Genomic DNA, 26,130 nt, shown 5'->3' with positions numbered 1-26,130 from the left:
ACAAAAGCTACAAATGGGATTTCGAGCCTCAAACCGCCTTGTGCAGGGCGAGCAGCCCGCCGACCACCGGGATGCACGCCAGCATCCGGGCGCCCGGCGCCGCCGCGCAGATGACCAGGACATAGGCCGCGCCGTGCAGCGGACCGACGAGCGAGGTGATCGTCTCGGCGTGCACGGTGACGAGGTTGACGAGCAGGACCGCCAGGGTGAGAGCCTCGGCGACGGCCCCGATCCGCAGGAGGGTCACCGGCGTCACGCTCCCGGCCGGACGACCATCAGGACCACCACGACCGCCCAGACCACGTTGTAGAGCCCGGCCAGCATGGACAGCGCGCGCAGGCGGCTCCCGTCGTCCGGGTCACGCAGCGCGTCACGCTGGCGCGGGTGGATCTGGGTGGCGAGCAGGACGGCCGCGACGCCGGTGAGCACCATCGAGAGCGTGATCCAGAGCTCCCCCATCCGGCCCTGCAGCAGGGCCATGACGATCCCGGCGGCGGGCACCAGCAGCCCGAGAAGGCTGTAGCCGCGGGTGACGCGGTGCAGGGCGGCGGCCACGGCCGGGTTGCGCTCGTCCCCGCCGGACGGTCCGGTCACCGGGGCGTACCGGGGAAACAGGCTCGCCGCCACGGCCGAGCCCCCGACGAACACGATGGCCGCCAGGACGTGCACGGACAGCAGGACGTGATCCCTCACATTCATCCTCCAACCTTCAGGGTGACTGAAGCCTAGCGCAAGCTTCAGATGCCCTGAAGGTCGGGCTCCTTCACAAGTCCTCTTGACGGGTGTTGTGTTGGCGTTAACACTTGGCACACATCCCTCCACAAGGTCACGGAAGGAGCGAAACCGCAGCAAAATGTTAGCGCTAACACTGCATCTCGCATGAGAGGCCCACGCCTTCGATGAACACTCCCCCCTCTCCGCGCCGCCGTCTCCGCAGGGCCGCGGCGCCGGCCGTCGCCGTCCTGCTCGCCCTGGGCTGGCTGGTCGCGATCCCGCCCGCCGCGTCGGCCGCCGCCTACGACGCGTACGTCATGGGCTACTTCACCGAGTCGCCCACCCAGCAGGGCGCCGACTACGGCCTGCACCTGGCGGTCAGCCCTGACGGCCTGAACTGGACCCCGCTCAACCAGAACAACCCCGTGGTCACCCCCACGGCCGGCACCGGCGGCCTGCGCGACCCGTACATCCTGCGCAAGCAGGACGGCACCTTCGTGGTGCTGGCCACCGACCTCAAGGGCACCGACTTCTCCCAGAACAACCAGTACATCCACGTGTGGGACTCGCGTGACCTGACCTCGTTCACCGACTACCGCCGGCTCAGGATGCACACCATGGCCACCCACACCTGGGCGCCGGAGGCGTTCTGGGACCAGGCCCGCGGCCAGTACGGCATCGTCTACTCGGCCCGCGACGGCGGCCGCGACGTGTTCATGGTCAACTACACCGGCGACTTCCGGACCGTCAGCGCGCCCCAGGTGTTCTTCGACCCCGGGCCGAACGTGCTCGACGCCACCGTCCTCGTCGACGGCGGGACCGCGTACCTCTACTACAAGAACATGGACGACGGGAACCTGTACGGGGCACGCTCCGCCACGCTGACCCCGCGCAGCTTCACCACCTACACCGGCCCGCTGCGCCAGGGGGGCGGCATCGAGGCGCCGATCCTGGTCAAGTCCAACACGAGCGGCACCGCCTACCTGTGGGGCGACTCCTACTCCCCGGTCAACGGCGAGTTCTACGCCTGGTCGACGGCGAGTCTCGGGTCGGGATCGTGGAGCGTGCTGAACCAGCGCGCCTACACCCAGCCGCTGAACTCCAAACACGCCACCATCGCGCCCATCACCGCCGCGGAGCAGGCCGCGCTGCTCGGCCGCTGGGGAGCGCCGGCCTGGAACCGGCTCAAGTCGTACAACTTCCCCGACCGGTACGTGCGCCACCAGAACTACGTGGCCCGGATCGACCCGTACCCATTCGACCCGTACCCCGACCAGCAGTGGCGGATCGTCCCCGGGCTGGCCGACGCGGCGGGGGTGTCCTTCCGCTCGGTGAGCGACCCCGGCCGCTACCTGCGCCACAGCGGCTACGCCGTGCGCCTCGACCCGGACGACGGGACGGCGCAGTTCAGGGCCGACGCGACGTTCCACCGGGTGCCGGGACTGGCCGACGGCTCCTGGGCGTCGTTCCGGTCCGCCAACTTCCCCGACCGCTACCTGCGGCACAGCGGCTACCTGCTGCGCATCGACCCGGACGACGGCTCGGCCGGGTTCCGCCAGGACGCCACCTTCCGCGTCGGCTCCTGACTCATCCCCCGAGGAGTGCTCGTGTCAACAGCTTCCCTGCCGCGCGCCGCGCGGCGGATCCTCCTGCTCGCCGTCGCCGTCGCCGTCGTCGTCGCGATCGCCGTGTCGGCCGTCGTCACCACCGGCCCCGCCGCGGCGGCGCCCGGCCCGTCCTTCACCAACCCCGTCGTCCCGGCGCCCAACAGCGCCGACCCGACGCTGGTGCAGTACAACGGGTTCTACTACTACGTCGCCACGACGTGGAACTCCGACGTCGTCATGCGCCGCTCGGCGACCATCGCCGGGCTGCGCAGCGCGCCCGAGCAGGTCGTGGTACGGACCGGCGGCACCACCATGTGGGCGCCGCACCTGGAGATGGTCGGCAACCGGTGGTACCTGTACTACTCCGTGGAGCAGGGCAGCCTGCCCCGCCGCACGCACGTCGCCGAGAGCGCCGGCTCCGACCCGATGGGCCCCTACACGATCCGCGGCGTCGTCAACCTGATGCCGAACAACGGCTGGGCGATCGACGCCAGCCTGCTCAAGCTCAACGGCAACCTGTTCATGACGTTCTCGGCGTTCGCGTCCGACGGCCTGCAGTCGCTGTTCATCGCGCCGATGGCGAACCCCTGGACGGCGAGCGCGTACGGCACCCGGATCTCGGCCCCGACCCTGGACTGGGAGCGTCAGAACGGCGCCGTCAACGAGGGCTCGTTCGCCCTGCAGCGCGGCGGCCGGACCTTCCTGACCTACTCGGCCAGCCACTGCAACGGCCCGAACTACAAGCTCGGCATGCTGGAGTACCGCGGCGGCGACCCGCTGTCGGCCGCCTCCTGGAGCAAGTCCGCCGGTCCGATCTTCCAGCGCAACGACGCGAACGGCGTCTACGGCCCCGGGCACCACTCGTTCTTCACCTCCCCCGACGGAACCGAGACCTGGATCGCCTACCACGCCAACTCCTCGTCGAGCCAGGGCTGCGGCACCACCCGCACCACCCGGGTGCAGAAGATCTCCTGGAACGCCGACGGCACCCCCAACCTGGGTGTCCCGGTCTCGACCTCGACCGTGATCCCCGGTCCTTCGGGTGAGCCGGCCCTCACCACGGTCCGGATCCGCAACCGGCACAGCGGCCTGTGCCTGGACGACTACAACTGGGTCACCACCCCCGGCGCGGAGGTGCGCCAGTGGACCTGCAACGGGCTCGCCGCGCAGGACTGGGTGATCACCCCGGCCGCCGACGGCTGGTCCACCGTCACGAACCGGCACAGCGGCCTGTGCCTCGACGACAAGGACTGGGGCACCGCGGCCGGCGCCCCGGTCCAGCAGTGGACCTGCAACGGCCTGGCCGTCCAGCAGTGGCGGATCACGTCCGCGGGCGGCGGCTACTCCACCCTCACCAACCGGCACAGCGGGCTCTGCCTGGACGACTACGAGTGGGTCACCACCCCCGGCGCCGAGGTGCGCCAGTGGACCTGCAGCGGCAACAACGCCCAGCAGTGGACCGTCTCCTGACGGGCCCGGCCCGGCGCGGGGGCTGCCCTCGCGCCGGGCGGGCGAGGCCGCCGTCCGGTTCCACTAGATTGGGGCCCAGCCCACGGAAGGCGAGGTGGAGAGTGCCGATCGGACGAACGGCCACGGGCGGGCGGCTCTACGGCCGGATGCTGGCGCTCGCGGGCCTGGTCCTCGTCGCGGACCAGCTCACCAAGCTGTGGGCGGTCTCGGTGCTCTCCGACGGCGAGCGCATCACGGTGATCCCCCAGGTGATCCAGTTCCGGCTGCTGTTCAACCCCGGCGCCGCGTTCTCGATCGGGGTGGGCGCGACGTGGGTGTTCACCCTGATCGCGGCCGGGGCCGTGGCCGGCATCCTCTACACCGGGCGGCGGCTGCGCTCGCGGGCGTGGGCCGTCGTGCTGGGCGCGCTGCTCGGCGGCGCCTTCTCCCACCTGCTCGACCGCCTGTTCCGGCCGCCCGGCTTCGCCCGGGGCCACGTCGTCGACTTCATCGACTACGGCGGCCTGTTCGTCGGCAACGTGGCCGACATCGCGCTCACCGTCAGCTGCGTCGTGCTGGTGCTGCTCACCCTGCGCGGCATCCCGCTCGACGGCGCGGGAGCCGCCGAGCGGCCGAGGACGTAGCACGCCGGTATGCTCGGCATCACATCCATGTGAAGGTCGAGTGATCATATGCGGATCGGCGAGCTGTCGGAGCGCACCGGCACACCCCCGCGCCTGTTGCGCTACTACGAGGAGCAGGGCCTGATCGCCCCGTCCCGGGCCGCGAACGGCTACCGCGACTACGACGAGAGCCAGGTCGACCGGGTGATGCAGATCCGCGGCCTGCTGGAGGCGGGCCTGCCGACCCGCATCATCAAGCAGATCCTCCCCTGCCTCGACCACCCCGGGCAGATCCACCTGCCGGACGCCCCGCCGGAGATGATCGCCACGCTGGAGCGCCAGCGCGACCGGATGACCGCCCGCATCGACTGCCTGGCCCGCAACCGCGACGCCATCGCCGCCTACCTGGACGCCGTCCGCCCTCCGGCGGACGGCGGCACAGACGGCGACACGGACGGCGACACGGACGGCGACGCGGAGGGCGGCACGGACGGCGATACGGGGGCCGCCCCGTCGTCCGTGGACAAGGACACATACGTCTGCCCCCCGTGAGCGCTCATCAGGCGTCGCGGGACCGCAGCAGCAACCCCCCGGCCAGCAGGGCGGCCGCCGCCCAGGCGGCGAGGACGCCGAGCCCCGCCCAGGGCTGGATCGGCAGGCCGCTCACGCCGACCGTGGCCTGCACGGCGAGGCCGGCGTTCATCGGCGCCAGGCTCCACAGGAACCGGTGCCAGCCCGGGTCCGACACCATGACCGCCAGCAGCGGCAGCAGGTAGAGCAGCCCGAGCACGACCGCGATCGACGCCGCCGGATCGCGGACCGCCACCGCGACCCCCACGCTGAGCAGCCCGACCAGCACGAGGTAGAGCACCGAACCGGCGGCCGCGCGCAGCGTCGCCCCGTCCTCGGGCGACAGCGCCGGATAGCCGCTCCCCGGCAGGATCAGCCGCGCGGCCAGGGCCGACGCGAGCACCGCGACGGTCGCCGCGGCCGCGGTCAGGACGGTCACGACGACCGCCTTGGCCGCCAGCACCCGCCCCCGACGCGGGACGGCCGCCAGCGTGACGCCGATCATGCCCGTGCTGTACTCGCCCCCGACGGCCAGCACCGCCAGCAGGGCGACGCAGGCCTGGCTCGCCTGGACACCGCTGAAGGCCAGCTTGACGGAGTCCTGCCCGCATCGCCCGTAGGGGCAGGTCAGCGTGGTGGTCAGGATGGCGCCGACGCCGACGGTCACCACGACGGCGAGCAGCAGCAGCCGGCCGGCTCCCGCCACGGTGCGCAGCTTCGTCCACTCGGCGTGCAGGGCCCGGTTCACGAGTCGCTCCGGTTCAGCTTCACCGCGGCCAGGGCGAGCGCGAGCGCGGCGTAGCCGCACAGCACGCCCAGACCGGCCCACGGCGGCAGCGGGTAGTAGCCGGCCTGCGGCACGTAGAGGTCGAGCACCTGCGGATACTCGGGGATGCTCTGCTGCACGGCGAACCCGGCGGCGGGCGTGACCCGCAGCAGCCACCGGGACAGCTCGACCGGCAGCACCGAGGCGGTGGCCAGCACGTGCGGCAGCAGGATCAGCGCCAGCGCGGTGACGACCGCGGCCGCGCTCCGCCTGAAGAGCACCCCGAGCGCGAGCGCCAGCACGGCGGCCACGGCCAGCAGCGCCGCCACGCCCACGATCACGCGCAGTTCGGTGAGCGCGGGCACCGGCAGCATGTAGTTGCCGTTGCCTCGCAGCAGACGCTTGCCGACGGGCAGGGCGACCGCGCAGGCGGCCAGCCCGGTGGCGAACACCGCCGCGCCGATCACCACGGCCTTGGCCGCCAGCACCCGGCCCCGGCGCGGCGAGGCGGCCAGGGTGGTGCGGATCAGCCCGCGCCGGTACTCGACGGTCATGAACAGCACCGCCACGACGATCACCACCACCAGCGCGAACAGCGCCCCGGTCAGCGTCAGCTCCACCGCCATGCCGCCGTCGGCGAGCGGCGCGATGTCCCCGCTGCCCGTCACGGTGAACGTGCCCCCCGCCTCCGCGGCGCTCCCCGGATGGTGGATCCCGGCGTCCAGGTCGGGCGTGGCGCCGAGGTCGGTGTGCCGCCACTCGCCGGACGCCGCGCCCTCGACCTTCACCTGGTCGAACACGGCGGTGGTCTCGGTGAACCGCACCTGCTCGACGAGCCCGCCGAGCCCGCCCTGCTCGACCGAGAGATCGCCAGGCGAGGCGGCGAACATGCCGATCTCCACCCGGGCGGGCAGCCCGGGCAGCCGGGCGGCGGCGATCTCGGTCCACTGCCGCCCGTCGGCGGACTCGTAGCCGGTCAGGGTGTCTCCGGCGCGGGACAGCCGCAGCCAGCGCGGCGCCGGGCCCGCCCGCCCCGCCACGTCCTCGGTGTAGTCGTACTGCATCCGCACGCCGTGCCGGCCGGTGGCCATGACCGCCGCGTACGACGAGCCCTGCTCTGTGCCCTCCTTGACGATCACGCCGGCCTTCGCCCACGGCACCAGGCCGGGCTCGATCCGGTCGTGGTCCGGCGGCGGGTAGGTGATCACGCCGGACATGGACGCCAGCCGGACCGCGATGGAACCGTCGCCGTCCAGCGTCCGGTGCACGAAGAAGAACTTGTCGCGGACCGCCCTGCCGTCCGGGCCGAGCGGCGGCTCGGGGCAGACGATCTCGACCCCGTTCCGGTCGCACGAGGAGTGGCTGCCCGCCGCGGAGACCACCGCCAGCAGCGGCACCGTCAGCGCCGCGACCACGAGGCCAAGCACCCAGCCGCGGACCGTGCGGAACTTCGTCCACTCCGCACGCAGCGTCCGCCCGAACCCGGCGCGCGCCGGACGGGCCTCGGGCCGGCGCGGGGCCGTGACGGTCATCGGACGCTCTCGCTCGCCACGAACTCGACCGCGTCCCTGGTCAGCTCCATGTACGCCTCCTCCAGCGTGGCCCGGTGGGCCGTGACCTCGGAGAACGGCACCCCGCCGCCGGTCAGCAGCTCGACCACCCGTTCGGCGGGCGGCCCCGACACCGTGACGATGTCGCCGCCCGTGGCGGCCACGGTGGCGCCCGCCCCCGCCAGCGTCTCCATGGCCAGGGAGCGGGCCGCGGTGCGGATGGTGACCCGGTCACGGGAGGCGGCCTCGATCAGCTCGGCCACGCCCATGTCGGCCACCACCCGGCCCCGCCCCACCACGACCAGCTGACCGGCGGTGCCCTCCAGCTCGCTCATCAGGTGGCTGGAGACCAGCACCGCCCGGCCCTCGGCGGCCAGCGACCGCAGCAGGCCGCGGATCCACACGATGCCGTCGGGGTCGAGCCCGTTGAACGGCTCGTCCAGCATGAGCACCCGCGGGTCGCCGAGCAGCGCGGCGGCGATCCCGAGCCGCTGGCGCATGCCCAGCGAGTACCCGCCCGCCCGCCGCCGCGCCGCCTCGCCCAGCCCGACCAGGCCGATCACCTCGTCCACCCGCGCCGCCCCGAGTCCCTGGGAGTGGGCCAGCCACAGCAGGTGGTCCCGTCCGGTGCGGCTGGGCTGCAGCGCGCCCGCGTCCAGCAGCGCGCCGACGTGGGTGAGCGGGGCGGTCAGGGTCCGATACGGTCTGCCCCCGATCAGCGCCCGGCCCTCGTCGGGGGCGTCCAGGCCGAGGATCACCCGCATGGTCGTGGACTTGCCCGCGCCGTTGGGCCCCACGAACCCGGTGACGCGCCCCGGCGGCACCGTGAACGTCATCCCGTCCAGCGCCACCGTCCGCCCGAACCGCTTGCGCAGCCCGGACACCTCGATCGTCGCTTCCATGCCGGGCAGCCTAGGCAGTGGCGGCGCCTCCGGTCGTCACGCCGCCGAGCGATCCTCGTCCTCCCCGCCGTCAGCGACCGGGCCTCCCTCGTACGAGGGATGTCATCGTTCCGCTGAGCCGGGAGAATGGCCGTCGTGGGTGAAGGGTGGGTCGTCCGGCGCGCTCCCGCGTGGGCGGGCCCGGCGGTGGCGGCGTCGGCGGCGGCCGTGCTCGCGGTCGGCGAGACGGCCGTGCGTGCGGCGGGGGAAGCGGCGGGAGGAGCGGCGGGGGGAGCGCAGCCGCTCGTGCCGGTGGTGCTCCTGCTGGTGGCGCTGGCCACCACGATGCCGGCGGCGCTGCTGCGCACGCAGCCGGTCGTGGCCGCGGCGGTCGTCACCGTGTCGGTGCTGCTGTCCCTGACGGCGTTCCAGACGCTGACGGTCGCGGGGGCGGCGGCGCAGCTGGCCTGCGGGTACCGGCTCGGGCGGCACGGGTCGTGGCGGCTCGCGCTGCTCCTCGCAGCACCCTTCCCGGTGCTGGCGCTCCTTTCGCTGCAGGTCACGGTCGCGGTGTCCGCGCCGGCCGGCCTTCCCCCCGGCCCGGTGTCCTCGTCAGGGTCCGGGCCGTCGGGCGAGGCGGTCCTGCCGGGGCTGGTGGTGCTGCTGGGGTCGCTCGCACCGGCGGCGGCGCTGGCCGGGACGGCGCGGCGGGCGCACGCGGACGCCGCCGCGGGCACCGCCGAACGTCAGGAGATCGCCGGCACCCTGCTGGAGCACACCGCACGCGGCGAGCGCGCCAGGATCGCCCGCGAGCTGCACGACGTGGTCGCCCACCACATCTCCATGGTGGCCGTGCAGGCCGAGACCGCCCGGCTGGTCGTCCCGGGGATGCCCGCGGCGGGCGCCGAGCGGCTCACCGCCATCGGCGACACGGCCCGCGCCGCGCTGACCGAGATGCGGCGGCTGCTCGGCGTGCTGCGCGAGGACGCCGAGGCGGAGCGCCGCCCCCAGCCCGGCCTGACGCTGGAGGAGCTGATCGAGCTGGTCGACGAGTCGAGGGACGCCTCCGGGGCCGCCACCAGGCTGGTTCTGCGCGGCACGCCCGTCCCGCTGGACCCCGGCGTCGAGCTGGCCGCGTACCGCATCGTCCAGGAGGCGCTCACCAACGCCCGCCGTCACGCTCCCGGCGCCGCGGTCGACGTGGAGCTGCACTACGACGGCGACGGCCTGCGGCTGCTCGTGCGCGACAACGGCGGCACGCCCACCGGCCCGGCCGACGGCTTCGGGCTGGCCGGGATGCGCGAGCGCGCCGCCGCCGCCGGAGGCGAGCTGCGCGCCGGTCCCGTGGCAGGCGGCGGGTTCGCGGTCGAGGCCCGGTTGCCCGCGGAGGCGGAAGCGTGACGGGTGAGTGCGGCAGACTTCGTACGGGAGAGGGGGCGGCGTGAGCGGCGAGCGGGTGCGCATCGTCATCGCCGACGATCATCTGGTGGTGCGGACGGGGTTCGGCGAACTGCTGGACACCCAGCCGGACTTCGAGGTGGCCGGGACCGCCGCCGACGGCGCGGAGGCGGTCCGGGTGTGCGGCGAGGTCGCGCCGGACGTGGTGCTCATGGACGTGCGCATGCCGCGCATGGACGGCATCGAGGCCACCAGGCGGCTGGCCGGTTCGGGTCCGCGGGTGCTCATCCTGACCACGTTCGACCTGGACGAGTACGTCTACGACGCGTTACGGGCCGGGGCCAGCGGGTTCCTGCTCAAGGACGTCACCGCCGAGCGGTTGTTCGACGCGGTGCGGGTGGTCGCCGCCGGGGAGGCGCTGCTGGCCCCGGCGGTCACCAGGCGGCTGATCAGCGAGTTCGCCCGGCTGCGCCCGTCCGGGGCGCCGCCGGTCGGCGCGCCGGTCTCCGCGCTCACCCCGCGCGAGACCCAGGTGTTGCGCCTGATCGCCGAAGGGCTGTCGAACCCGGAGATCGCCGCGCGCCTCACCGTCACCGAGGAGACGGTGAAGACGCATGTCAGCCGCGTGCTGGCCAAGCTCGGGCTGCGCGACCGGACGCAGGCCGTGGTGGCCGCGTACGAGTCGGGTTTGGTGGTGCCGGGGGGCCGCCGGTGATCGCCGTCAGTCCCAGGCGGGGAGCATGGCCTGCGGGTAGCGGGCGCCGTAGCCGCCCGTCGGCAGGATCTCGGCGATCCGCTTGAGGTCGGCCTCGTCGAGGCTGAGCTCGGCGGCCCCGACGTTCTCCGCCAGCCGCTCCGGGCTGCGGGTGCCCGGGATGGGCACGAGGTCGTCGCCCTGCGCCAGGATCCACGCCAGGGCGAGCTGGGCCACGGTCGCGCCCTTGCCCGCCGCGAGTTCGCCGAGCAGGCGGGTGGCCTCCAGGTTCTTCTCGTAGTTGCCCGGCTGGAAGCGGGCGTCCCAGCTGCGCATGTCGCTCTCGTCGTACTCGGCGCCGGGCTTGGCCTGGCCGGTGAGGAAGCCGCGGCCGAGCGGCGAGTAGGCGACGAACCCGATGCCGAGCTCGCGCAGGACCGGGAAGAGCGCCTCCACGTCCCGCTCGAACAGCGAGTACTCCGTCTGCAGGACCGAGACGGGCAGCACGGCGTGCGCCCGGCGGATGGTGTTGGCGCCCGCCTCGCTCAGCCCGAAGTAGCGCACCTTGCCGGCGTCGACGAGCTCCTTGACGGCTCCCGCCACGTCCTCGATCGGCACACTCGGGTCGACGCGGTGCTGGTAGAGCACGTCGATGACGTCGACGCCGAGATAGCGCAGGCTGTTGTCGGCGACCTCGCGGATGTGCTCGGGCCGGCTGTCGACGCCGCCGGGGCGCGTGCCGGTGAAGTCGAAGCCGAACTTGGTGGCGATGACCACCTCGTCGCGCACCGGGGCGAGCGCGGCGCCGACGATCCGCTCGTTCTCGCCCTGTCCGTAGAGCTCGGCGGTGTCGAAGAACGTCACGCCCAGCTCGTGGGCGCGGCGGATGGTGGCCTCGCCCTCCTTCTTGTCGGAGGGGCCGTAGGCGAAGGAGACGCCCATCGCGCCGTATCCGATCGCCGAGACCGTCAGGCCCTGGCTTCCGAGTCTGCGCTGTTCCATGTCGTTACACCCTTTCCTGATGTAAGAGCACTCTAACATTGGATGTGAGAGTACTCTAACATCCCGAAGGGGGGAGCCGTCCACATGAGCAGTCCCACGACGCCACGCCGCCGCTACCACCACGGCGACCTGCGCGCCGGGCTGATCCGCGAAGGCATCGCGCTGCTGGCCGAGACCGGGGTCGCCGGTTTCTCCGTGGCCAAGGTCGCGGCGCGTGCGGGCGTGTCGTCGGCCGCGCCCTACCGCCACTTCCCCGACCGGGAGGCCCTGCTGGCGGCCTGCGCGGCCGCCGTCATCGCCGAGATCACCGACGTGCTCGCCGACGCGGCCGACCGGGCCGGGCCCGACCCGGTCGAACGGCTCGCCGCCACCGCGGGTGCCTATACCCGCTACATGCTGGATCATCGCGCCGGCGTCGACCTCGCTTACACCTACGACCTCCCCGGCGAGCACCGCCACACCGTCCAGGACCAGACCCGGCGGCTCACCGACACGCTGGCCGGCCTGGTCGCGGACGCCCTGCCCGCCGACACGCCGTGGGCCGAGCTGATGGAGGTCGTCTACGTGCACCTGGCCATCGCCCACGGCTACGCGACCTTGCTCACCAAGGGCGGCCCCCCACCCCGCGACCCCGACGCCTACGCCGCCCGAGCCACCACCGCGGCCCACGACCACATCACCGGCTACCTCACCCGCCAGGCTTGACCACCCCGCTCAGGCCTCCGGCCAACGCCCCCGCCCTGGCTTGGCGGCCCCCGGACCGTTCCCGCACCATCACGGGACACCCACCACGGCCCACGCACTGCCACCCTGGCGAGAGGCGCCGGCCCCCTGCCGACGCACCACGCCCCGCCCCTGAAGCAGCGCACCACCCAGGGGCTGACCCACACCCCCCGCCGGCCGTCCGCACGACGGCCGGGTCGTCGAGGAAGGTGGCCACGACGAGCTGCTACGGAGCCTCCGAGCCGAGTCCCCAGCCCAGCGGCGCGAGGGGGAAAGCCGGTTGATCGGCGTGGGGCGGGGTCGTTAGCGTCGGGTGGGTGATCACAGCGCGGAGGGCGACGCCGGCTGACGCCGATGAGCTGGTACGGCTGCGGGCGGTGCTGCTGGCGAGCATGGCCGGCCATGAGCCGCCGGACGACGGCTGGCGTGAGACCGCCGGGAAGCGGCTGCGGGCGCGGCTCGGCGAGCCGGAGCCGCGGCTGCTCGCCTTCGTCGTGGACGCGCCCGGCGGCGGGCTGGCCGCGTGCGCGACCGGCACCGTCGAGGAGCGGCTCGGCGGTCCGGGCAACCCGGAAGGCATGGTCGGCTACGTCTTCAACGTCGCGACCCATCCGGAGCACCGGCGGCGCGGCTACTCCCGGGCCTGCGTGACGGCCCTGGTCGAGTGGTATCGCGAGCACGACGTGCGCACCGTCGACCTGCGCAGCTCCGCCGAGGGCGAGCCGCTCTACGCCTCGCTGGGGTTCGTGCGCACCTCCGACCCGGCGATGCGGCTGCGGTTCGGCTGATCATCCCGAGCGGGGTCCGCGATGGCCCGCCAGCCGTCCGGTTCGAGCGCGTACGCGGACACGCTGCCCGAGGTGAACCACCGCCAGGCGCCGGGCCGCACCAGCGTGGCCCCGGCCGCGGCGGCCACCAGGGCCATGGCGCGCGGGTCGTAGCCCGGTGTGAGCTCCTCCGTACCTCCCTCGTACGAACCACGGCGGAGCACGGCGTCGACCAGCTCGGCCAGCACCGCGCCGCGCCCGCGCGCGGCCGCGCCCAGGAGGGCGAGGAGCACCTGGTGCGTCCGCACGCCCGGCGTCCCGGCGGGCTGCGGCAGGACCGGCCGCCCGAGCGCGAGGTCGAGCAGCGGCGTGACCAGGTCGACCCCTGACAACAGGGCGTTGACCGGCTCCACCAGCCGTGGGTTGACGTCGATGAAGACCGGCCCGTCCGCGCCCAGCACCACGTCCGCGGAGAGCGCGCCGTGCCAGCCGAGTCCCTCGCCCAGCGCCCGTACGTGCTCGCGCACCTCCGGCAGCGCCACCCCCAGTTTGTGCCCGGCGCCGCCCCTGGCGCCCTCCCGCACCCGCAGGCAGGCGTGGAACGCCACCTGCGACCCGCCGTCGAACACCGACTGCACCATGGCCAGCGGCCCTTCGACCTCCCGCTGCACCAGCAGCTCCGGCTCACCGGCCCACGGACCGTCGAGCCGCTCCCCCGGCCCGGCCAGCCGCCGTACGCCGCTGCTCGCGGTGCCGATCGGCCGTTTCACGTACGCGGGATAGCCGTCCCACTCGGCCAGGTCGCGTACGACGGCGGAGTCCGGCTGCGGCACGCCCAGGCGGGCCAGGGTGGCGTGCGCGGACACCTTGTCCTGCACCGCGGCGAGCGCCGCGAACGGCGGCACGACGGTGGCCGTCCCGGCGCCCCGCTCCCGGGCCAGCACGGCGACCTGTTCCTGCGTCGGCAGCAGCACGTCGAACCCGCCCTTCCGGTAGACGCCGGTCGCGGTCTCCAGCCAGCCGTACGGGTCGGCGCCGTAGAAGGGCACCCGGTGGACGCGGCGGACATGGCGGGTGAACGCGCACAGGCAGAGCGGATCGGGCGAGAGGACCTCGACGTGGTGGCCCGCCCTCGACAGCACGGTGGCGCACTGCCGCGAGGTGACGCCCGATCCGTCCGACAGCAGGATCCGCATGACAGCCTCCCATTTGTATATGACATAAGCTTACGTCATATACTTACGAGATGGGCAGACCCGCGCAGATCAGCCGTCCCGCCGTCCTCGCCGCCGCGCTGGCGCTCGCCGACGAGCGCGGCCTCGACGCGGTCACCATGCAGGCCGTCGCCGCCCGGCTCGGCGTCACCGCGATGGCTCTCTACCGGCACGTCCGCGACAAGGACGACCTGCTCGACGGGCTGGTCGAGGCGTTGCTGACCGAGTTCCCGCCGCCGGATCCCGGCCTGCCGTGGCGGGAGCGGCTGACCGTGCTGGCCACCGCGATCAGGGCCTCGGCCGGCCGCCATCCCACGGTGTTCCCGCTGCTGCTGCGCCGACCGGCCGGGACCGAGCAGGCCCGGCGCGTGCGTGACGGCGTGCTCGCCGCGCTGGGCGAGGCGGGGCTGGACGGCGAGCGGGCGGCCCGCGCCGAACGACTGATCAGCACCGCCGTCCTCGGGTACGCCGCGAGCGAGGCCGCCGGCCGCTTCGCCCACCACCCGGCCCAGGTCCGCGACGCCGACTTCGCCACCCTCCTGCGCGTCATCGGCACCTGCGTCGACCCCCGGGGAACGTCATCCACCCCTCCCCTCTGACCCCATCCGCCGGCGAGCGTAGACCGATACGCGTGGGCGGAGCCCGGGGCGGGCTCGACGCGTGCCGGGGACGTCCCGGGTGGGTCACCCCGCCCCACACCGTCAGGTGTGACTCAAGACGAATCGGCGCGCGTGTCGATTCGGGGGTGGGGCGTTCGTGTAGGGGGTGAAGGAGACGTACGGAGGAAGGACACGTACATGAAGGCACCGCGCATCCTGCTGGACGGTCTGGGCATCGGCGAGTCGCCCCGCTGGCACGACGGACGGCTGTGGTTCTGCAACTGGGGGGACGACGAGGTCATCGCCCTGGACGGGGACGGCCGGGCCGAGGTGATGTTCTCGGAGCCGGGGATCGGCGCCCACTCGATCGACTGGCTGCCCGACGGCCGCATGCTGATCGTGCCGAAGCACACCGATCGGGGCCGGCTGCTGCGCCAGGAGGCCGACGGGTCGCTGGTGCCGCACGCCGATCTGAGCGGCCTGCCCTCCGGGTTCAACGAGATCGTGGTCGACGGCCGCGGCAACGTCTACGTCAACGGCGCCGACTTCGACTTCCTCGCCTTCCTGGAGAAGGCCATGGCCGACGGCATGGACACGCCGCTGCACGAGCGGCCGGACTTCGTGCCCGGCTACATCGCGCTGATCACGCCCGACGGGCGGGCGCGGCAGGTGGCCGACGGGATCGCGTTCCCCAACGGCATGCTGGTCTCGCCCGACAACCGCACGCTGATCATCGCCGAGTCGTTCTCCGGGACGCTCACCGCGTTCGACATCGCGCCCGACGGCGACCTGTCGAACCGCCGGGTCTGGGCGGACGGGCTCGGCCCCGACGGGATCTGCATGGACGCCGAGGGCGCGGTGTGGACGTCGGTCGGCGAGCGCGACGTGGCGCGGGTCCGCGAGGGCGGCGAGGTGCTGGAGCGGGTGGAGCTGGACCGGGCCGCGTTCGCGTGCATGCTGGGCGGCCCTGACGGGCGGACCCTGTACGTCGTGGCCGCCGAGTGGAATCCCGTGGATCCGTTCGGCGGCCCGCGCACCGGTCAGGTGCTGGCCATCGACGCCCCGGCCCCGCGCGCCGGCTGGCCGGGACACTGACCTGGGGAGGAGCCGCTACAGCGTGCCGTTGGCCGCGGCGGGCCAGACGAGGTCGGCGACGATCGCCGACTCGACGGCGACGCGGAGCCAGTGGTCGCGGGTCAGCCGGTCGATCCTGCGGGCGCGCTCGCGTCTCGGCAGGCCGCGGAACCAGCGGCGGTGCAGGTCGCAGGCGCGCATGACGGCCAGCAGGCCCACCGTGCCGTCGTCGGCGGGCACGCCGCCGAGCGCGGCGAGCAGCCTGTCCATGATCGCGTATTCGGCGCCGTACTCGGGCGCGCGCAGGCGTGTCACCGTGCGCCCGTGGAACAGGCCGCGGGACGGCTCCTCGCCGACCACGACCCGGCCCTGCTCGCGCAGTGCGGCGATGCGCCGCAGGTGGGGGCGGCCCGCCGCGACGGCGACGATCTGCTGGGCCAGGCCGGGCTGCGGGCCGTGCGCGGCCAGCTCGGCGGCGGCGAGCCCGAGGTCGAGATGCGGCGGCAGCCTGACCCTGCCGTCCTGGCCGATGATCCAGCCGTCGGCGGACGCGCACAGGGCCAGGATCAGCAGCTCGTCCGCCATTTCCAGCCGCGACATGGACGTAGCCTACGCCCGGCGGGGCGGCTGCGGAACGCACCACGTGGACCGTTTGACGGCCTGCGCGAGATGTCGCCGGACGCGGGTCAGCCGGCGAAGCGGACCGTGACCTCCAGGCCGCCGCCCGGGTTCGGCCGGGCCCGGACGGTGGCGCCGTGGGCGCGGCCGATCGCCGCCACGATCGACAGGCCGAGCCCGGCCCCGCCGTCGGAGCGGGTCCTGGCGTGCAGGCGGCGGAACGGCTCGAACAACTCACCCACCCGCTCGGCGGGCACCTCCGGCCCGGTGTTGCGGACCGTCAGCACCCCGCCGGACAGCGTCACCGCCACCGAGCCGCCCGGATGGTTGTGGCGGACGGCGTTGTGCAGCAGGTTGTCGACCAGCCTGGACAACAGCACGGGATCACCGCACACCGTCGCGGGCTCGACGTCCGCGCTCACCTCGATCCCGTCGTGGGCCAGTTCGCGGACGGACCTGGTGACCACCTCGTCCAGCGGGACCGGCTCGCGGTCATCCAGGCCGCGTTCGCTCTGCGCCAGCACGAGCAGCGCGTCGATCAGCCGTTCGCTGCGCTCGTTGACGGCCAGCAGCTCCTGACGGACCTGGGGCAGCCGGTCGGGTGAGGGGTCGGTGAGCCCGATCTCGATCGTGGCCCGCTGGATGGCGAGCGGGGTGCGCAGCTCGTGCGAGGCGTTCGCGACGAACCTGCGCTGGCTGTCGGCCGCCCGTTCCAGTCGTTCGATCATCGCGTCGAACGTGTCGGCCAGCTCCTTCAGCTCGTCCGGCGGTCCTTTCAGCGCGATCCGCTGGTGAAGGCTGGTGAGCGACAGGCGGCGGGCGGTGGCGGTGATGAGGTGGATCGGGTGCAGCACCCGCCCGACCAGCCACCACCCGACGGCCACCGAGATCAGGGTGAGCACCGCGATCACGACCCCGGTGACCAGCCATTGGAACCGCAGCACCTCGTACTGCAGGACGGTCGCGGTACGGATCACGTCCTCGCTGCCGCCGCCCGGGACCGGGGCGGGCGGCGCCTCGGCCACCCGGTCGCCCGGGAGCCCGGGCGGGTCGGGCAGGCCGTTGGCGCTGATGCCCGCCACCTGGACGGTCAGCATGCCGGCCATCAGCAGGTTGACGATGACCAGCAGGACGACGGCGGTGCCCAGGAACAGGCCGGCGTACAGCGCGGCGAGCCGCACCCGCATGGTCCGCGCCCGCTTCCACGGGCCTCCTCCGGTGCCGCGCTCCCGTCTCAACGATCCGCCTTCAGCATCCCGGTCAAAGCCGGTATCCCGCTCCGGGCAGCGTCTCGATCAGGGGCGGGTCGCCGAGCTTGGCCCGCAGCTTGCTGACCGTCACCCGCACCGCCGTCGTGAACGGATCCGCGTGCTCGTCCCACGCCTGTTCGAGCAGCGTCTCCGCGCTGACCACCGCTCCCCTGGCCCGCATCAGGACCTCCAGCACCGCGTACTCCTTGCGGGACAACGACAGGTAGCGGCCGTCGCGGAACGCCTGCCGGCGCGGCGCGTCCAGCGTCACCCCATGCCGCTCCAGCACCGGTGGGAGCGGCGCCTGGCTCCGCCGCCCCAGCGCCTGCACCCGCGCCACCAGCTCGGCGTACGCGAACGGCTTGGGCAGGTAGTCGTCGGCGCCGAGCCCGAGCCCGGCCACCCGGTCGGGCACCGAGGCGGCGGCCGTCAGCATCAGGATCCGGGTGCGCACCCCCGCGCCGGCCAGTTCCTTGCACACCTCGTCGCCGTGCACCTCGGGCAAGTCCCGGTCCAGCACGACCACGTCGTAGTCGTTGACCGCCAGCCGCTCCACCGCGGCCGCACCGTCGTAGACCACGTCCACCGCCATCGAGAAGCGGCGCAGCCCCTCGGCCACCAGGTCGGCCAGCGCCTTCTCATCCTCCGCAACGAGCACCCGCATGCGCCGTTCCTACCGCCTGTGATGTTGCGCCCTCGTTAAGAACGGTCCTTCCCGTCAGCTCCCGTCGAGCGGGGCCTGGAGGTCGGCGGGGGTGCCGTCGGGGTCGACGACGGTGGCGTAGCGGACTCCCCACTCGGAGCTCCAGGGCTCCCGAAGGGACGGGTGACCGGCCGCGACGAGTTCCTCGTACAGGGCGTCGACGGCCTTCGCCGTCGGCAGCCCGAAGCCGAAGGCCACCCGGGGACCGCCGGTCGGCCGGGTCCAGCCGGGGGTGAACCTGGTGACGGCTTCCTCGGTGTCCAGCATGACGAAGGTCCCGTCGGGGAGCTCGCAGGTGGCGTGGCTCGGCTGGCCCGCATCGACCGAGAAGGTCAGCCCCAGCTTCTCGTAGAAGGCGATGGAGGCGTCCAGGTCGGACACCACGATGTTGATCTGGCTCAGGCCGGCTTTCGCGGTCATGGTGAACCTCTCGCCGTGAGATCGAGACACCTGATGATGACACCGCGCCCCGGACCCGCCCAGCCTTTACTGGAAAGCTTCCTGACTGACAAGGCCGTCGTCGATCACGTTTTCTCAGGTGGTCTTCATCTTTCACAGAGATCATCCTCAGCCGTCCGAGCCACCATGGGTTGGGCAGGTCCCGGACGTGGAAGACGGTTTCACAGGGAGAATCTTGAGGATGAACGTGCCACTCATGACTCGCGCGGCAGGTGCGCGCCCCGGCTCGGCGCGGGCGGGTGCGCGGTGAACGCGGCGCTCGTGCAGCGCGCGCTGGTCGCGCTGACCGTCATCGGCATTCTCGGCGCCGGCTTCGAGCTGGCGGTCGAGCGTCACTGGCGTAGCGCCCAGCAGCTGGTGCCGTGGACGGCGCTGGCGCTGCTGGCCGCCGGCGTGCTCCTGGTCCTGCTCAACCGGGTCTTCGGCGTGGTCCGGGCGATCGCCGCCGTGGTGCTGCTCGCCTCGGCGTTCGGGGTGTTCGCGCATGTGTCGGCCAACATGACGGTCGGGTCCTTCTCGGGGAAGCTCGACGGGGTGTCGGCGGCCGGGCAGTGGTGGCAGGCGTTCACCAAGTCGGTCGGCGACGCCCCGCCGCTGGCGCCGGGCATGCTCGCGCAGGCGGCTCTGCTGCTCCTCCTGGCCACGTATGTCACCCGTCGCCCCGCGGGCCGGCACGCCGATACGGCGGCGGGCGTCAGGGAGCCCGCCGAGAGGTGAGCCGCCGTGCCCGGCCCTGGCGGGCGGTGGTGGCGGCGGTGGCGGTGACGGCGAGCAGGAGGAGCCAGGCCGCCAGGATGAGCGTGGCGGGCTTGGCCCCCCAGGCGGCGATCATGGCGCCGCCCGCCATCGTCCCCAGGGACAGGGCGCCCATGGTGAGCGTGTCCAGGGCGGCCGAGGTGCGGCCGCGCAGGTGGTCGGGGGTGACGGCGAGGCGGTGGCTGGTCATGGCCACCGAGTAGACGGGCGGCAGCACCGATTCGGCGAAGGCGACCAGGCCGAGGGTCAACGGGTCGGGCGCGGCCGCGTACAGGGGGAAGACGAGCGCCTCCACCCAGAGCATGGCCACCGCGATGCGGGCGACGGCGAACCTTTCGGCGAGCCGTCCCGCCAGGAGTGAGCCGAGCAGCGCCCCGGCCGCCGCCGCGCTGAAGATCAGCCCGATCTGCTGGGGTGAGGCGCCCACGCCTTGCGCCAGGGTGATGATGACCAGGTAGCCGGCCCCGTACCGGAGCATGTCGCCGGTCTGGAGCAGGGCGAACAGGCGGATCAGCGGCTGCCGCCACAGCCAGCCCAGCCCTTCGCGGATCTCCGCGACGAGCCGGCCGGGCCCCGGCGTCCTGGGCGTCTCCTGGAAGGAGTCGCGGATGAGGCGCAGGCTCGCGGCCGAGACGACGAACGAGAGGGCGTTCACCGCGAACGGCACCGTCCGGCCCAGCCCGTAGACGGCGGCGGCCAGGGTGGCGCCGGTGACCCGCAGCGTGCTGAGCGTTCCCTGGGTGACGCCGAGTGCGCGGGCGAGCCGGCCGGGACCGACGATGGCGGGCAGCACGGCGGTGTTCGCGGACTGGAAGAGCGCGTGCAGCACGCCGCCGAGCGCCGCCACCGCGTACAGGTGGGGCAGGGCGAGCCGGTCCAGCCAGAGCGCCGCGGCGACGCTCGCGGCGAGCGCGGCGCGGCCGAGCTCGCACCAGATCATGGTGCGCCGGCGGTCCCAGCGGTCCACGAGCGCGCCGGCGGCGAGCCCGACGAGCAGGTAGGCGGCGGTGCTGACGCCGAGCACGAGCCCGCTCTGCGCGGCCGACCCGGTCATGGCCAGCACGAGGAGCAGGAAGGCGAAGTCCTGGATGTGGTCGCCGGCGTCGGAGACGATCCGACCGGAAAGGAGCAGGGCGAAGTTCTTGTTCCGCCACAGGGCGGTGTCCATGGGTGACGCTCCGTTAGCGCGTAGGGACGGAAGGCTGCTGAAACCTCGTCCCGGGCGCTATTCGATCGGAGCGGTACGCATGAGGCGGAGACTAGCCGTCACCCATCCAGGGCCGCACCCGGTTTTCCGCCCGCGAGACCGTGCAGGAGCAGGTCGGTGAGCGTGTCGACGACCTCGTCGTCGACAGTGGCCGGGCTGCGCGTAGGAGAGCATCGACAGACCTGGCGGGGGTGTTCCGCGCCGAGCCCGCGGTGCTGGACGTGCTCGGCGGGGTCACCGAGACCGGCACCGGCACGCTGCTGCACGGTTGCGGGACGCGTTCATGCCGCTGTTCTTCCCGCGCTTCTACGAGAGGGCCACAGGCTGGCTGTACGACTACGACGCGGGGCGGGCCGATCTACCTCCCGCTGTCTGATGCGGCGCGATTCTTCACCGTGCGCGCACGGCCACGGGGCGGTCGAGGGGGAAGCTTCACCCTGCGGCGCTCGCCGTCTGAGTGGGAGGAGCCACGGCGCATGACCGTCACCAAGGAACGGGCCCGGCCCGAGCTGACCGACCGGATCAAGAACGTGATCCACGAGGGCAACGTCCGCCGCATCATCGTCAAGGACAAGCGCGGCCACACCGTCATGCAGGTGCCGGTGACGGTCGGCGTGGTGGCGCTGGTCTTCGCCCCCGTCGTCACCGCGCTGAGCGCGATGGGCGCGCTGGCCGCCGACTGGACGATCCAGGTCGAGAAGACGGACGAGAACGCCTGAGGCCGTCAGCGGAGCCAGACCTGCCGCAGCGCGCGGCGGAGCCTGGTCAGCGCGTCCTTCTCCAGCTGGCGCACCCAGTGCGGGGTGAGGCCCATCTTCTCGGCGATCTGGCGTGAGGTGTGCTCCTCGTACCCGTCGAACCCGTACCGCAGCTTGAGGATCAGCGCCTGACGGGGCGCGAGCCGTCCGATCGAGGCGGCGAGCAGGCGCTTGAGCTCCGCGCGCTCGATCTCCTGCTCGGCCCGGGCGCTGTCGGGGTCCTCGATCATGTCGCCGAGCGTCATCGCGTGCTGCCCGTCCTGGACGATCAGATCGAGGCTGACGCAGTCCTGCGGGGTGCGCCTCAGGAGTGCCAGCTTGGCGGTCTCCACGCCGGCCCGCGCGGCCACCTCCGCCTCGGTGGGCGCCCGGCCGAGCAGGTGGGTGGCCTCGATCTCGGCCCGGGTGACGGCGACCAGGCGGTCCTGCAGGCCGATGGGCAGGCGCACCGTGCGGGCGTGCTCGATGCCCTGCTGGATGGCCTTGCGGATCCACCAGGCGGCGAGGGTGGAGAGCCGGTAGCCCTTGGTGTGGTCGAAGCGCTCGATGGCGCGGATCAGGCCCAGGTTGCCGTCCTGGATGACGTCGGCGAACGACATGCCGCGGTGGGCGTGCCGTTTGGCGATGGCGACGACCAGCCGCAGGTTGGCGCGGATCAGGTGGTCCCTGGCGGCCCTGCCGCCGGCGGCCACGGCCACCAGCTCGGGGTCGGGGCCGTACGCGTCGATCAGGCGGGCGGCGCGGTCGCCCGCCCGCATCCGGCCGGCCAGCTCGGCCTCCTCCGCCGCGGTCAGCAGCGGGGTGCCGCCGATCCTGGCCAGGTAGTCGCCGATCTGCTCGTGCTGATGGGCTCTCGCCTGCGCCAACACCGCCGCCACCGTCCTCCGAGTCGTCGCCGTCGGGATCACTCCCACCATGACGCGCGGCGGCCTGCGGCGATGGTGGCCAAGGTCCTCAGGCGCAGGGACCTTAGCCCTCCGTGTGGTGCTCGGCGCGGATCCGGACGACCGCCAGCGGGACCGGGGAGTGCTGGAGCAGCGCCTGGCTGACCGAGCCGAGCACCATCCCGGCGAACGCGCCGTGGCCGCGGGAGCCGATCACGAGCAGGTCGGAGCCGGTGGCGGCCTCCCCGAGGACCTCGACGGGGTGTCCCTGGACGATCTCCTCGAGGACGTGCACGCCGGGGTGTCTCTCGCGGTGGCCGGCGAGCGCCTCGCGCATGATCGTCCGTTCCCTGCCGCCGCCGGTGGTCGGTTCGAGGCCGGGCCAGGACCAGGCGTGCACGACGCGCAGGCTGACGCCGCGCAGCTCCGCCTCGGCGAAGGCGAAGGCGAGCACGCGGGCGGAGGCGGGCGAGCCGTCGACCCCGGCCACGATCTCGCCGCGCGGCCGCGCGGGCAGCTCACGGACGACGACGACGTCGCAGCCGGCGTGACCGGCGACGCCGTGGGCCACCGAGCCGACCAGCAGGCCGCGCAGCTTGCCGAGCCCGTGGTTGCCGATGACGAGCAGGTCGGCGTCGCGGGAGGCGTCGATCAGGGCCTTGCGCGGGTCTCCCCCCAGCAGGACGACGTCCGGCTCGACCTCGGGGCGCTCGTGCTTGGCCCGCTCCTCGGCGGCGGCGAGCACGGACCTGCCGCCCTGCCGCATCCATGCCGCGACCTCGGCGTACCGGCCGCCGTCGGAGGACTCGAGCACCCAGGCGGAGATCGCGTGGCCGATCGTCAGCGGCACCTTGCGCAGCGCCGCCTCCCTGGCGGCCCACGCCGCCGCCTCCAGCCCGGCTCTCGACCCGTCGACGCCCACGATGATCATGACGGCCCCTCCCTCTTCCTCGTCCCGACCTTATCCCCGGGATGATCGCCTGGCGGAGTGGCCCTCGCCTTCCGCAGGCGCCGTTCCACTTGGTCAAAAAGGACCTAAGTCCCTTTCGTCGCAGACCAGGAGTGGCTAACGTCAAGGGCATGATTCGCGTGTTCCTCGTCGATGATCATGAGGTGGTCCGGCGCGGTGTCGCCGCCCTGCTCGATTCTGAGGACGACATCGAGGTCATCGGAGAGGCGGGCACCGCGGAGTCGGCGGTGGCCAGGATTCCGGCGCTCAGGCCGGACGTGGCCGTGCTCGACGTGCGCCTGCCCGACGGCAACGGCGTGGACGTGTGCCGCGAGGTCCGGTCCAAGGTGCCCGGCCTGGCGTGCCTGATGCTGACCTCGTACGCCGACGACGAGGCGCTGTTCAACGCGGTCATGGCGGGCGCCGCCGGTTACGTGCTGAAGCAGATCCACGGCTCCGACCTGGTGGGCGCGGTGCGCACGGTGGCTTCGGGCCAGTCGCTGCTGGACCCGCAGACCACCGCGGCGATGCTGCAGCGGCTGCGCGACCAGGCCGCCAAGCAGGACCCGCTGGCCGCCCTGTCGGAGCAGGAACGGCACATCCTCGACCTGATCGGCGAGGGCCTGACGAACCGGCAGATCGGCGAGCGGTTGTTCCTGGCCGAGAAGACGGTCAAGAACTACGTGTCCAACCTGCTGTCCAAGCTCAACATGCAGCGGCGTACCCAGGCCGCGGCGCTGGCGGCACGGCTGCGTGCCGAAGGCCGCCAATGATGTGACCTTCGTCCCTAATGACAAGCGTTCCTGATGGGGAATGCTGAATTCATGCAACTCGATTCGTCCGGCCTGCAGGTGCTCTCCAGAGAGGAGTGCCTGCGCCTGATGTCGTCCATGCCCATCGGCCGGATCGTCTTCACCGATCGGGCCCTGCCCGCGGTCCAACCCGTGACTTTCCTCCTGGACGGCGAGCGGATCGTCGTCCGCACCGGCATCGGCTCCAAGCTGGCGGCGGCCACCCGGGAGGCCGTGGTGGCGTTCGAGGTCGACGAGTTCGATCCGGACCGGCGCACCGGCTGGTCGGTGACGGCCGTCGGGCACGCCCGCGCCGCGACCGACCCCGCCGAGATGGCCCGCCTGGCGGCGTTGCCGCTCACCCCGTGGGCGCCCGGCAGCAAGGACCACTACATCGTGATCGACGCCGAGCAGATCAGCGGCCGGCGGATCACAGAGGAACTCGCCAGCACAGCGACGTCCCTCCCCCCTCGGGGGAACTGATCTCGAACGTGCCGCCCAGCCGGGCGGCACGCTCCTCGAGGTTGCGCAGGCCGCTGCGCCGGCCCCCCGCGGGGATGCCGACCCCGTTGTCGTGCACGGTCAGCGCCAGCCCCTCGCGCGTCACCTCCACCGCCACGCCCGCCCTGCTGGCCTTGGCGTGCCTGACGACGTTGGACAGCGTCTCGCGCAGCACGGCCAGCAGATGCTCGGCCACCTCGTCGGGCACCTGGTTGTCGATCTGGCCCTCCAGGCGCAGGCCGGGCATGAAGCCGAGATGGCCGCGGGACGACTCCACCAGGTCGACGATCCGGCCGCGCAGGGTGTGACCGGTGGTCTCGGGGGTGGCCTGCAGGGCGAAGATGGTGGAGCGGATCTGGCGGATGGTCTCGTCCAGCTCGTTGACCGCCTGCTGCAGCCGGTTGGACGCCTCGGGCTGGTCGACCAGGCGCACCGTGCTCATCAGCGTCATCGCGATCGCGAACAACCGCTGGATGACCACGTCGTGCAGGTCCTTGGCGATGCGGTCGCGGTCTTCGAGCAGGCCCAGCCGCTCGGCGTGGCGGCGGGTCTCGGCCAGCTCCAGCGCGATGGCCGCCTGCCCGGCGAACGCCTCCAGCATGCGCAGGTCGGCGGCGCTGAACGGCAGCCGGCCGCTCCGCTTGGCCAGCACCAGCACGCCGCGCACCGTCTGCCCTGAGCCGAGCGGGACCAGCAGCTCGGGGCCGTAGCCCAGCTCACGCAGCTCGGAGTCGCCACCGTGCAGGTCGTCGGCGGTCACCGCGTGGCCGGTGCGGAACACCTCGCCCGCCGCGCCCTCCCCCAGCCCGAACGTGACGCTGACGGTCTCCTGGCCGCCGTCGCCCTCGGCGTACTCGACGCGCAGCCGCTCGCCTCCCGGGTCGGGCAGCAGGACCTGGACGAGGTCGGCGTCGGTCATCTGGTGGGCGCGGGCCGCCATCATGCTGAGCACCTCCTGCGGAGCGGCGCCCGACAGCAGGCGGGTGGTGATCTCGGAGGAGGCCTGCAGCCAGGTCTCGCGCCGGCGCGTCTCCTCGTACAGGCGGGCGTTCTCGACGGCGACGCCGGCGGCGGTGGCCAGCGCGATGACGATGGCCTCGTCCTCCTCGTCGAACTCGGCCCCGCCGCGCTTCTCCGTCAGGTAGAGGTTGCCGAACACCTCGTCGCGCACCCGTACCGGCACGCCCAGGAAGGTGCCCATGGGCGGATGGCCGGGCGGGAAGCCGTAGGACTCGGGATGGTCGGAGATGCGGCCCAGGCGCAGCGGCCGGGCGTCCTTGATGAGCAGGCCGAGCAGGCCGAGCCCGTGCGGCCAGTGCTCGATCTTGGCGATCTCCTCCTCGCTCAGCCCGACCGGGATGAACTGGACGAGCGTGCTCTCCTGACCGACCACGCCCAGCGCGCCGTAGGAGGCGTCGACGAGCTTGGTGGCGGTCTCCACGATGCGCCGCAGCACCGTCTCCAGGTCGAGGTCGCTGCCCACCGAGACGACCGCTTCCATCAGCGCGTGCACCCGGTCACGGGTGGACAGCACGGCCTGCAGACGCACCTGCAGCTCGGCCAGCAGGTCGTCGAGGCGCATGCCAGGCAGCAACGGCTTCTGCTCGCTCATGCTCATGAAGT

General features: G+C 73.1%; 29 protein-coding genes. 14 read left to right on the top strand and 15 right to left on the bottom strand.

The window, feature by feature from the left end; genetic code table 11:
* Positions 1-28: 28 nt before the first annotated feature.
* Both ACGFI7_RS29745 and ACGFI7_RS29740 read right to left on the bottom strand, forming a co-directional pair.
* A complete protein-coding gene (locus tag ACGFI7_RS29745) occupies positions 29-247 on the bottom strand; it encodes a DUF3817 domain-containing protein (RefSeq protein ID WP_393410210.1) in 219 nt (72 codons plus the stop codon).
* Between the two features lie 5 nt (positions 248-252).
* Entirely contained in the window at positions 253-699 is a 447-nt protein-coding gene (locus ACGFI7_RS29740; RefSeq protein ID WP_393410208.1) for a hypothetical protein, read from the bottom strand.
* Between the two features lie 200 nt (positions 700-899).
* On the opposite strand from ACGFI7_RS29740, the gene ACGFI7_RS29735 reads away from it, so the two are divergent.
* From ACGFI7_RS29735 to ACGFI7_RS29720, 4 genes are all read left to right on the top strand, one after another.
* The gene (locus ACGFI7_RS29735) at positions 900-2,300 is read left to right on the top strand and encodes a glycoside hydrolase family 43 protein (RefSeq protein ID WP_393410206.1); all 1,401 of its coding nucleotides are present in this window, start codon (positions 900-902) and stop codon (positions 2,298-2,300) included.
* 21 nt (positions 2,301-2,321) lie between these two features.
* Positions 2,322-3,791, top strand: a complete 1,470-nt coding sequence (locus ACGFI7_RS29730; RefSeq protein WP_393410204.1) for a family 43 glycosylhydrolase — start codon at positions 2,322-2,324, stop codon at positions 3,789-3,791.
* A gap of 101 nt (positions 3,792-3,892) precedes the next feature.
* A complete protein-coding gene (locus ACGFI7_RS29725) occupies positions 3,893-4,414 on the top strand; it encodes a signal peptidase II (protein ID WP_393410203.1) in 522 nt (173 codons plus the stop codon).
* A gap of 48 nt (positions 4,415-4,462) precedes the next feature.
* Complete coding sequence (locus tag ACGFI7_RS29720) at positions 4,463-4,945, top strand: MerR family transcriptional regulator (protein ID WP_393410202.1); 483 nt, start codon at positions 4,463-4,465, stop codon at positions 4,943-4,945.
* Between the two features lie 7 nt (positions 4,946-4,952).
* Here the strand turns inward: ACGFI7_RS29720 and ACGFI7_RS29715 are convergent, their stop codons facing one another.
* The 3 genes from ACGFI7_RS29715 to ACGFI7_RS29705 are packed head-to-tail and all read right to left on the bottom strand — an operon-like array spanning position 4,953 to position 8,181.
* Positions 4,953-5,711, bottom strand: coding sequence for an ABC transporter permease (locus tag ACGFI7_RS29715; RefSeq protein ID WP_393410201.1), 759 nt, complete (start codon positions 5,709-5,711; stop codon positions 4,953-4,955).
* Entirely contained in the window at positions 5,708-7,261 is a 1,554-nt protein-coding gene (locus ACGFI7_RS29710) for a hypothetical protein (RefSeq protein ID WP_393410200.1), read from the bottom strand. Before ACGFI7_RS29710 ends, ACGFI7_RS29715 begins: the two co-directional genes overlap by 4 nt.
* Positions 7,258-8,181 carry an ATP-binding cassette domain-containing protein gene (locus tag ACGFI7_RS29705; RefSeq protein WP_393410199.1) on the bottom strand — a complete coding sequence of 308 codons (924 nt, stop codon included), beginning with the start codon at positions 8,179-8,181 and terminating at the stop codon, positions 7,258-7,260. The genes ACGFI7_RS29710 and ACGFI7_RS29705 overlap by 4 nt, the downstream gene beginning before the upstream one ends.
* 135 nt (positions 8,182-8,316) lie before the next feature.
* On the opposite strand from ACGFI7_RS29705, the gene ACGFI7_RS29700 reads away from it, so the two are divergent.
* Both ACGFI7_RS29700 and ACGFI7_RS29695 read left to right on the top strand, forming a co-directional pair.
* Positions 8,317-9,561 (top strand): sensor histidine kinase, encoded by a 1,245-nt coding sequence (locus ACGFI7_RS29700; protein ID WP_393410197.1) that lies wholly within the window; start codon positions 8,317-8,319, stop codon positions 9,559-9,561.
* Positions 9,562-9,601: 40 nt separating this feature from the next.
* Positions 9,602-10,273 (top strand): response regulator, encoded by a 672-nt coding sequence (locus ACGFI7_RS29695; protein WP_393410196.1) that lies wholly within the window; start codon positions 9,602-9,604, stop codon positions 10,271-10,273.
* 6 nt (positions 10,274-10,279) lie between these two features.
* Here ACGFI7_RS29695 and ACGFI7_RS29690 read toward each other — a convergent pair whose 3' ends face one another.
* Positions 10,280-11,254, bottom strand: a complete 975-nt coding sequence (locus ACGFI7_RS29690) for an aldo/keto reductase (protein WP_393410195.1) — start codon at positions 11,252-11,254, stop codon at positions 10,280-10,282.
* 84 nt (positions 11,255-11,338) lie between these two features.
* Between ACGFI7_RS29690 and ACGFI7_RS29685 the strand changes: the two genes are divergently transcribed.
* Positions 11,339-11,959 carry a TetR/AcrR family transcriptional regulator gene (locus ACGFI7_RS29685; RefSeq protein WP_393410194.1) on the top strand — a complete coding sequence of 207 codons (621 nt, stop codon included), beginning with the start codon at positions 11,339-11,341 and terminating at the stop codon, positions 11,957-11,959.
* Positions 11,960-12,294: 335 nt separating this feature from the next.
* Entirely contained in the window at positions 12,295-12,765 is a 471-nt protein-coding gene (locus tag ACGFI7_RS29680) for a GNAT family N-acetyltransferase (RefSeq protein WP_393410193.1), read from the top strand.
* On the opposite strand, the gene ACGFI7_RS29675 is transcribed toward ACGFI7_RS29680, so the two are convergent.
* Positions 12,705-13,940, bottom strand: coding sequence for an ATP-grasp domain-containing protein (locus ACGFI7_RS29675; protein ID WP_393410192.1), 1,236 nt, complete (start codon positions 13,938-13,940; stop codon positions 12,705-12,707). The genes ACGFI7_RS29680 and ACGFI7_RS29675 overlap by 61 nt on opposite strands.
* 50 nt (positions 13,941-13,990) lie before the next feature.
* Here ACGFI7_RS29675 and ACGFI7_RS29670 point away from each other — a divergent pair, with 50 nt between their 5' ends.
* Positions 13,991-14,557 carry a TetR/AcrR family transcriptional regulator gene (locus ACGFI7_RS29670; RefSeq protein ID WP_393410191.1) on the top strand — a complete coding sequence of 189 codons (567 nt, stop codon included), beginning with the start codon at positions 13,991-13,993 and terminating at the stop codon, positions 14,555-14,557.
* A gap of 198 nt (positions 14,558-14,755) precedes the next feature.
* Positions 14,756-15,652 (top strand): SMP-30/gluconolactonase/LRE family protein, encoded by an 897-nt coding sequence (locus ACGFI7_RS29665; protein ID WP_393410190.1) that lies wholly within the window; start codon positions 14,756-14,758, stop codon positions 15,650-15,652.
* A gap of 15 nt (positions 15,653-15,667) precedes the next feature.
* On the opposite strand, the gene ACGFI7_RS29660 is transcribed toward ACGFI7_RS29665, so the two are convergent.
* The 4 genes from ACGFI7_RS29660 to ACGFI7_RS29645 all read right to left on the bottom strand — a co-directional run bounded on the left by ACGFI7_RS29660 (position 15,668) and on the right by ACGFI7_RS29645 (position 18,622).
* Positions 15,668-16,231 (bottom strand): GPP34 family phosphoprotein, encoded by a 564-nt coding sequence (locus ACGFI7_RS29660; RefSeq protein WP_393410188.1) that lies wholly within the window; start codon positions 16,229-16,231, stop codon positions 15,668-15,670.
* Positions 16,232-16,317: 86 nt separating this feature from the next.
* Positions 16,318-17,487 (bottom strand): sensor histidine kinase, encoded by a 1,170-nt coding sequence (locus ACGFI7_RS29655; RefSeq protein ID WP_393410187.1) that lies wholly within the window; start codon positions 17,485-17,487, stop codon positions 16,318-16,320.
* Positions 17,488-17,509: 22 nt separating this feature from the next.
* Positions 17,510-18,163: a response regulator transcription factor gene (locus ACGFI7_RS29650; protein WP_393410186.1), complete on the bottom strand. Its 654-nt coding sequence runs from the start codon at positions 18,161-18,163 to the stop codon at positions 17,510-17,512.
* Positions 18,164-18,217: 54 nt separating this feature from the next.
* Complete coding sequence (locus ACGFI7_RS29645) at positions 18,218-18,622, bottom strand: VOC family protein (protein WP_393410185.1); 405 nt, start codon at positions 18,620-18,622, stop codon at positions 18,218-18,220.
* 285 nt (positions 18,623-18,907) lie between these two features.
* Between ACGFI7_RS29645 and ACGFI7_RS29640 the strand changes: the two genes are divergently transcribed.
* Positions 18,908-19,378 carry a hypothetical protein gene (locus tag ACGFI7_RS29640; RefSeq protein ID WP_393410184.1) on the top strand — a complete coding sequence of 157 codons (471 nt, stop codon included), beginning with the start codon at positions 18,908-18,910 and terminating at the stop codon, positions 19,376-19,378.
* Here the strand turns inward: ACGFI7_RS29640 and ACGFI7_RS29635 are convergent.
* Positions 19,356-20,585, bottom strand: a complete 1,230-nt coding sequence (locus tag ACGFI7_RS29635) for an MFS transporter (protein WP_393410182.1) — start codon at positions 20,583-20,585, stop codon at positions 19,356-19,358. The genes ACGFI7_RS29640 and ACGFI7_RS29635 overlap by 23 nt on opposite strands.
* A gap of 515 nt (positions 20,586-21,100) precedes the next feature.
* Between ACGFI7_RS29635 and ACGFI7_RS29630 the strand changes: the two genes are divergently transcribed.
* Positions 21,101-21,343 carry a DUF4342 domain-containing protein gene (locus ACGFI7_RS29630; protein WP_393410180.1) on the top strand — a complete coding sequence of 81 codons (243 nt, stop codon included), beginning with the start codon at positions 21,101-21,103 and terminating at the stop codon, positions 21,341-21,343.
* A gap of 5 nt (positions 21,344-21,348) precedes the next feature.
* Here the strand turns inward: ACGFI7_RS29630 and ACGFI7_RS29625 are convergent, their stop codons facing one another.
* Together ACGFI7_RS29625 and ACGFI7_RS29620 are read right to left on the bottom strand one after the other, a co-directional pair.
* Positions 21,349-22,260 (bottom strand): RNA polymerase sigma factor RpoD/SigA, encoded by a 912-nt coding sequence (locus ACGFI7_RS29625; RefSeq protein ID WP_393410179.1) that lies wholly within the window; start codon positions 22,258-22,260, stop codon positions 21,349-21,351.
* Between the two features lie 91 nt (positions 22,261-22,351).
* Complete coding sequence (locus ACGFI7_RS29620; RefSeq protein WP_393410178.1) at positions 22,352-23,197, bottom strand: universal stress protein; 846 nt, start codon at positions 23,195-23,197, stop codon at positions 22,352-22,354.
* A 149-nt stretch (positions 23,198-23,346) separates the two neighbouring features.
* On the opposite strand from ACGFI7_RS29620, the gene ACGFI7_RS29615 reads away from it, so the two are divergent.
* Entirely contained in the window at positions 23,347-23,988 is a 642-nt protein-coding gene (locus ACGFI7_RS29615) for a response regulator (RefSeq protein WP_393410177.1), read from the top strand.
* Between the two features lie 51 nt (positions 23,989-24,039).
* Positions 24,040-24,489, top strand: a complete 450-nt coding sequence (locus ACGFI7_RS29610; RefSeq protein WP_393410176.1) for a pyridoxamine 5'-phosphate oxidase family protein — start codon at positions 24,040-24,042, stop codon at positions 24,487-24,489.
* Here the strand turns inward: ACGFI7_RS29610 and ACGFI7_RS29605 are convergent.
* Positions 24,437-26,125 (bottom strand): GAF domain-containing protein, encoded by a 1,689-nt coding sequence (locus tag ACGFI7_RS29605; protein WP_393410174.1) that lies wholly within the window; start codon positions 26,123-26,125, stop codon positions 24,437-24,439. The two genes, ACGFI7_RS29610 and ACGFI7_RS29605, sit on opposite strands and share 53 nt — an antisense overlap.
* Between the last annotated feature and the right edge of the window lie 5 nt (positions 26,126-26,130).

The organism is Nonomuraea sp. NPDC048826 (assembly GCF_043198225.1).
Lineage (GTDB): Bacteria > Actinomycetota > Actinomycetes > Streptosporangiales > Streptosporangiaceae > Nonomuraea.
Note: the sequence above shows the minus strand (reverse complement) of the source record. Positions and strands in the feature narration are given on the sequence as shown.

What these genes read in the sequence shown, in the direction of transcription:
- ACGFI7_RS29740 (WP_393410208.1), bottom strand. Translation starts at nt 699, where the DNA reads ATGAATGTGAGGGATCACGTCCTGCTGTCCGTGCACGTCCTGGCGGCC.
- ACGFI7_RS29735 (WP_393410206.1), top strand. Translation starts at nt 900, where the DNA reads ATGAACACTCCCCCCTCTCCGCGCCGCCGTCTCCGCAGGGCCGCGGCG.
- ACGFI7_RS29720 (WP_393410202.1), top strand. Translation starts at nt 4,463, where the DNA reads ATGCGGATCGGCGAGCTGTCGGAGCGCACCGGCACACCCCCGCGCCTG.
- ACGFI7_RS29710 (WP_393410200.1), bottom strand. Translation starts at nt 7,261, where the DNA reads ATGACCGTCACGGCCCCGCGCCGGCCCGAGGCCCGTCCGGCGCGCGCC.
- ACGFI7_RS29705 (WP_393410199.1), bottom strand. Translation starts at nt 8,181, where the DNA reads ATGGAAGCGACGATCGAGGTGTCCGGGCTGCGCAAGCGGTTCGGGCGG.
- ACGFI7_RS29690 (WP_393410195.1), bottom strand. Translation starts at nt 11,254, where the DNA reads ATGGAACAGCGCAGACTCGGAAGCCAGGGCCTGACGGTCTCGGCGATC.
- ACGFI7_RS29685 (WP_393410194.1), top strand. Translation starts at nt 11,339, where the DNA reads ATGAGCAGTCCCACGACGCCACGCCGCCGCTACCACCACGGCGACCTG.
- ACGFI7_RS29675 (WP_393410192.1), bottom strand. Translation starts at nt 13,940, where the DNA reads ATGCGGATCCTGCTGTCGGACGGATCGGGCGTCACCTCGCGGCAGTGC.
- ACGFI7_RS29670 (WP_393410191.1), top strand. Translation starts at nt 13,991, where the DNA reads ATGGGCAGACCCGCGCAGATCAGCCGTCCCGCCGTCCTCGCCGCCGCG.
- ACGFI7_RS29665 (WP_393410190.1), top strand. Translation starts at nt 14,756, where the DNA reads ATGAAGGCACCGCGCATCCTGCTGGACGGTCTGGGCATCGGCGAGTCG.
- ACGFI7_RS29660 (WP_393410188.1), bottom strand. Translation starts at nt 16,231, where the DNA reads ATGTCGCGGCTGGAAATGGCGGACGAGCTGCTGATCCTGGCCCTGTGC.
- ACGFI7_RS29650 (WP_393410186.1), bottom strand. Translation starts at nt 18,163, where the DNA reads ATGCGGGTGCTCGTTGCGGAGGATGAGAAGGCGCTGGCCGACCTGGTG.
- ACGFI7_RS29645 (WP_393410185.1), bottom strand. Translation starts at nt 18,622, where the DNA reads ATGACCGCGAAAGCCGGCCTGAGCCAGATCAACATCGTGGTGTCCGAC.
- ACGFI7_RS29635 (WP_393410182.1), bottom strand. Translation starts at nt 20,585, where the DNA reads ATGGACACCGCCCTGTGGCGGAACAAGAACTTCGCCCTGCTCCTTTCC.
- ACGFI7_RS29630 (WP_393410180.1), top strand. Translation starts at nt 21,101, where the DNA reads ATGACCGTCACCAAGGAACGGGCCCGGCCCGAGCTGACCGACCGGATC.
- ACGFI7_RS29620 (WP_393410178.1), bottom strand. Translation starts at nt 23,197, where the DNA reads ATGATCATCGTGGGCGTCGACGGGTCGAGAGCCGGGCTGGAGGCGGCG.
- ACGFI7_RS29615 (WP_393410177.1), top strand. Translation starts at nt 23,347, where the DNA reads ATGATTCGCGTGTTCCTCGTCGATGATCATGAGGTGGTCCGGCGCGGT.
- ACGFI7_RS29610 (WP_393410176.1), top strand. Translation starts at nt 24,040, where the DNA reads ATGCAACTCGATTCGTCCGGCCTGCAGGTGCTCTCCAGAGAGGAGTGC.
- ACGFI7_RS29605 (WP_393410174.1), bottom strand. Translation starts at nt 26,125, where the DNA reads ATGAGCATGAGCGAGCAGAAGCCGTTGCTGCCTGGCATGCGCCTCGAC.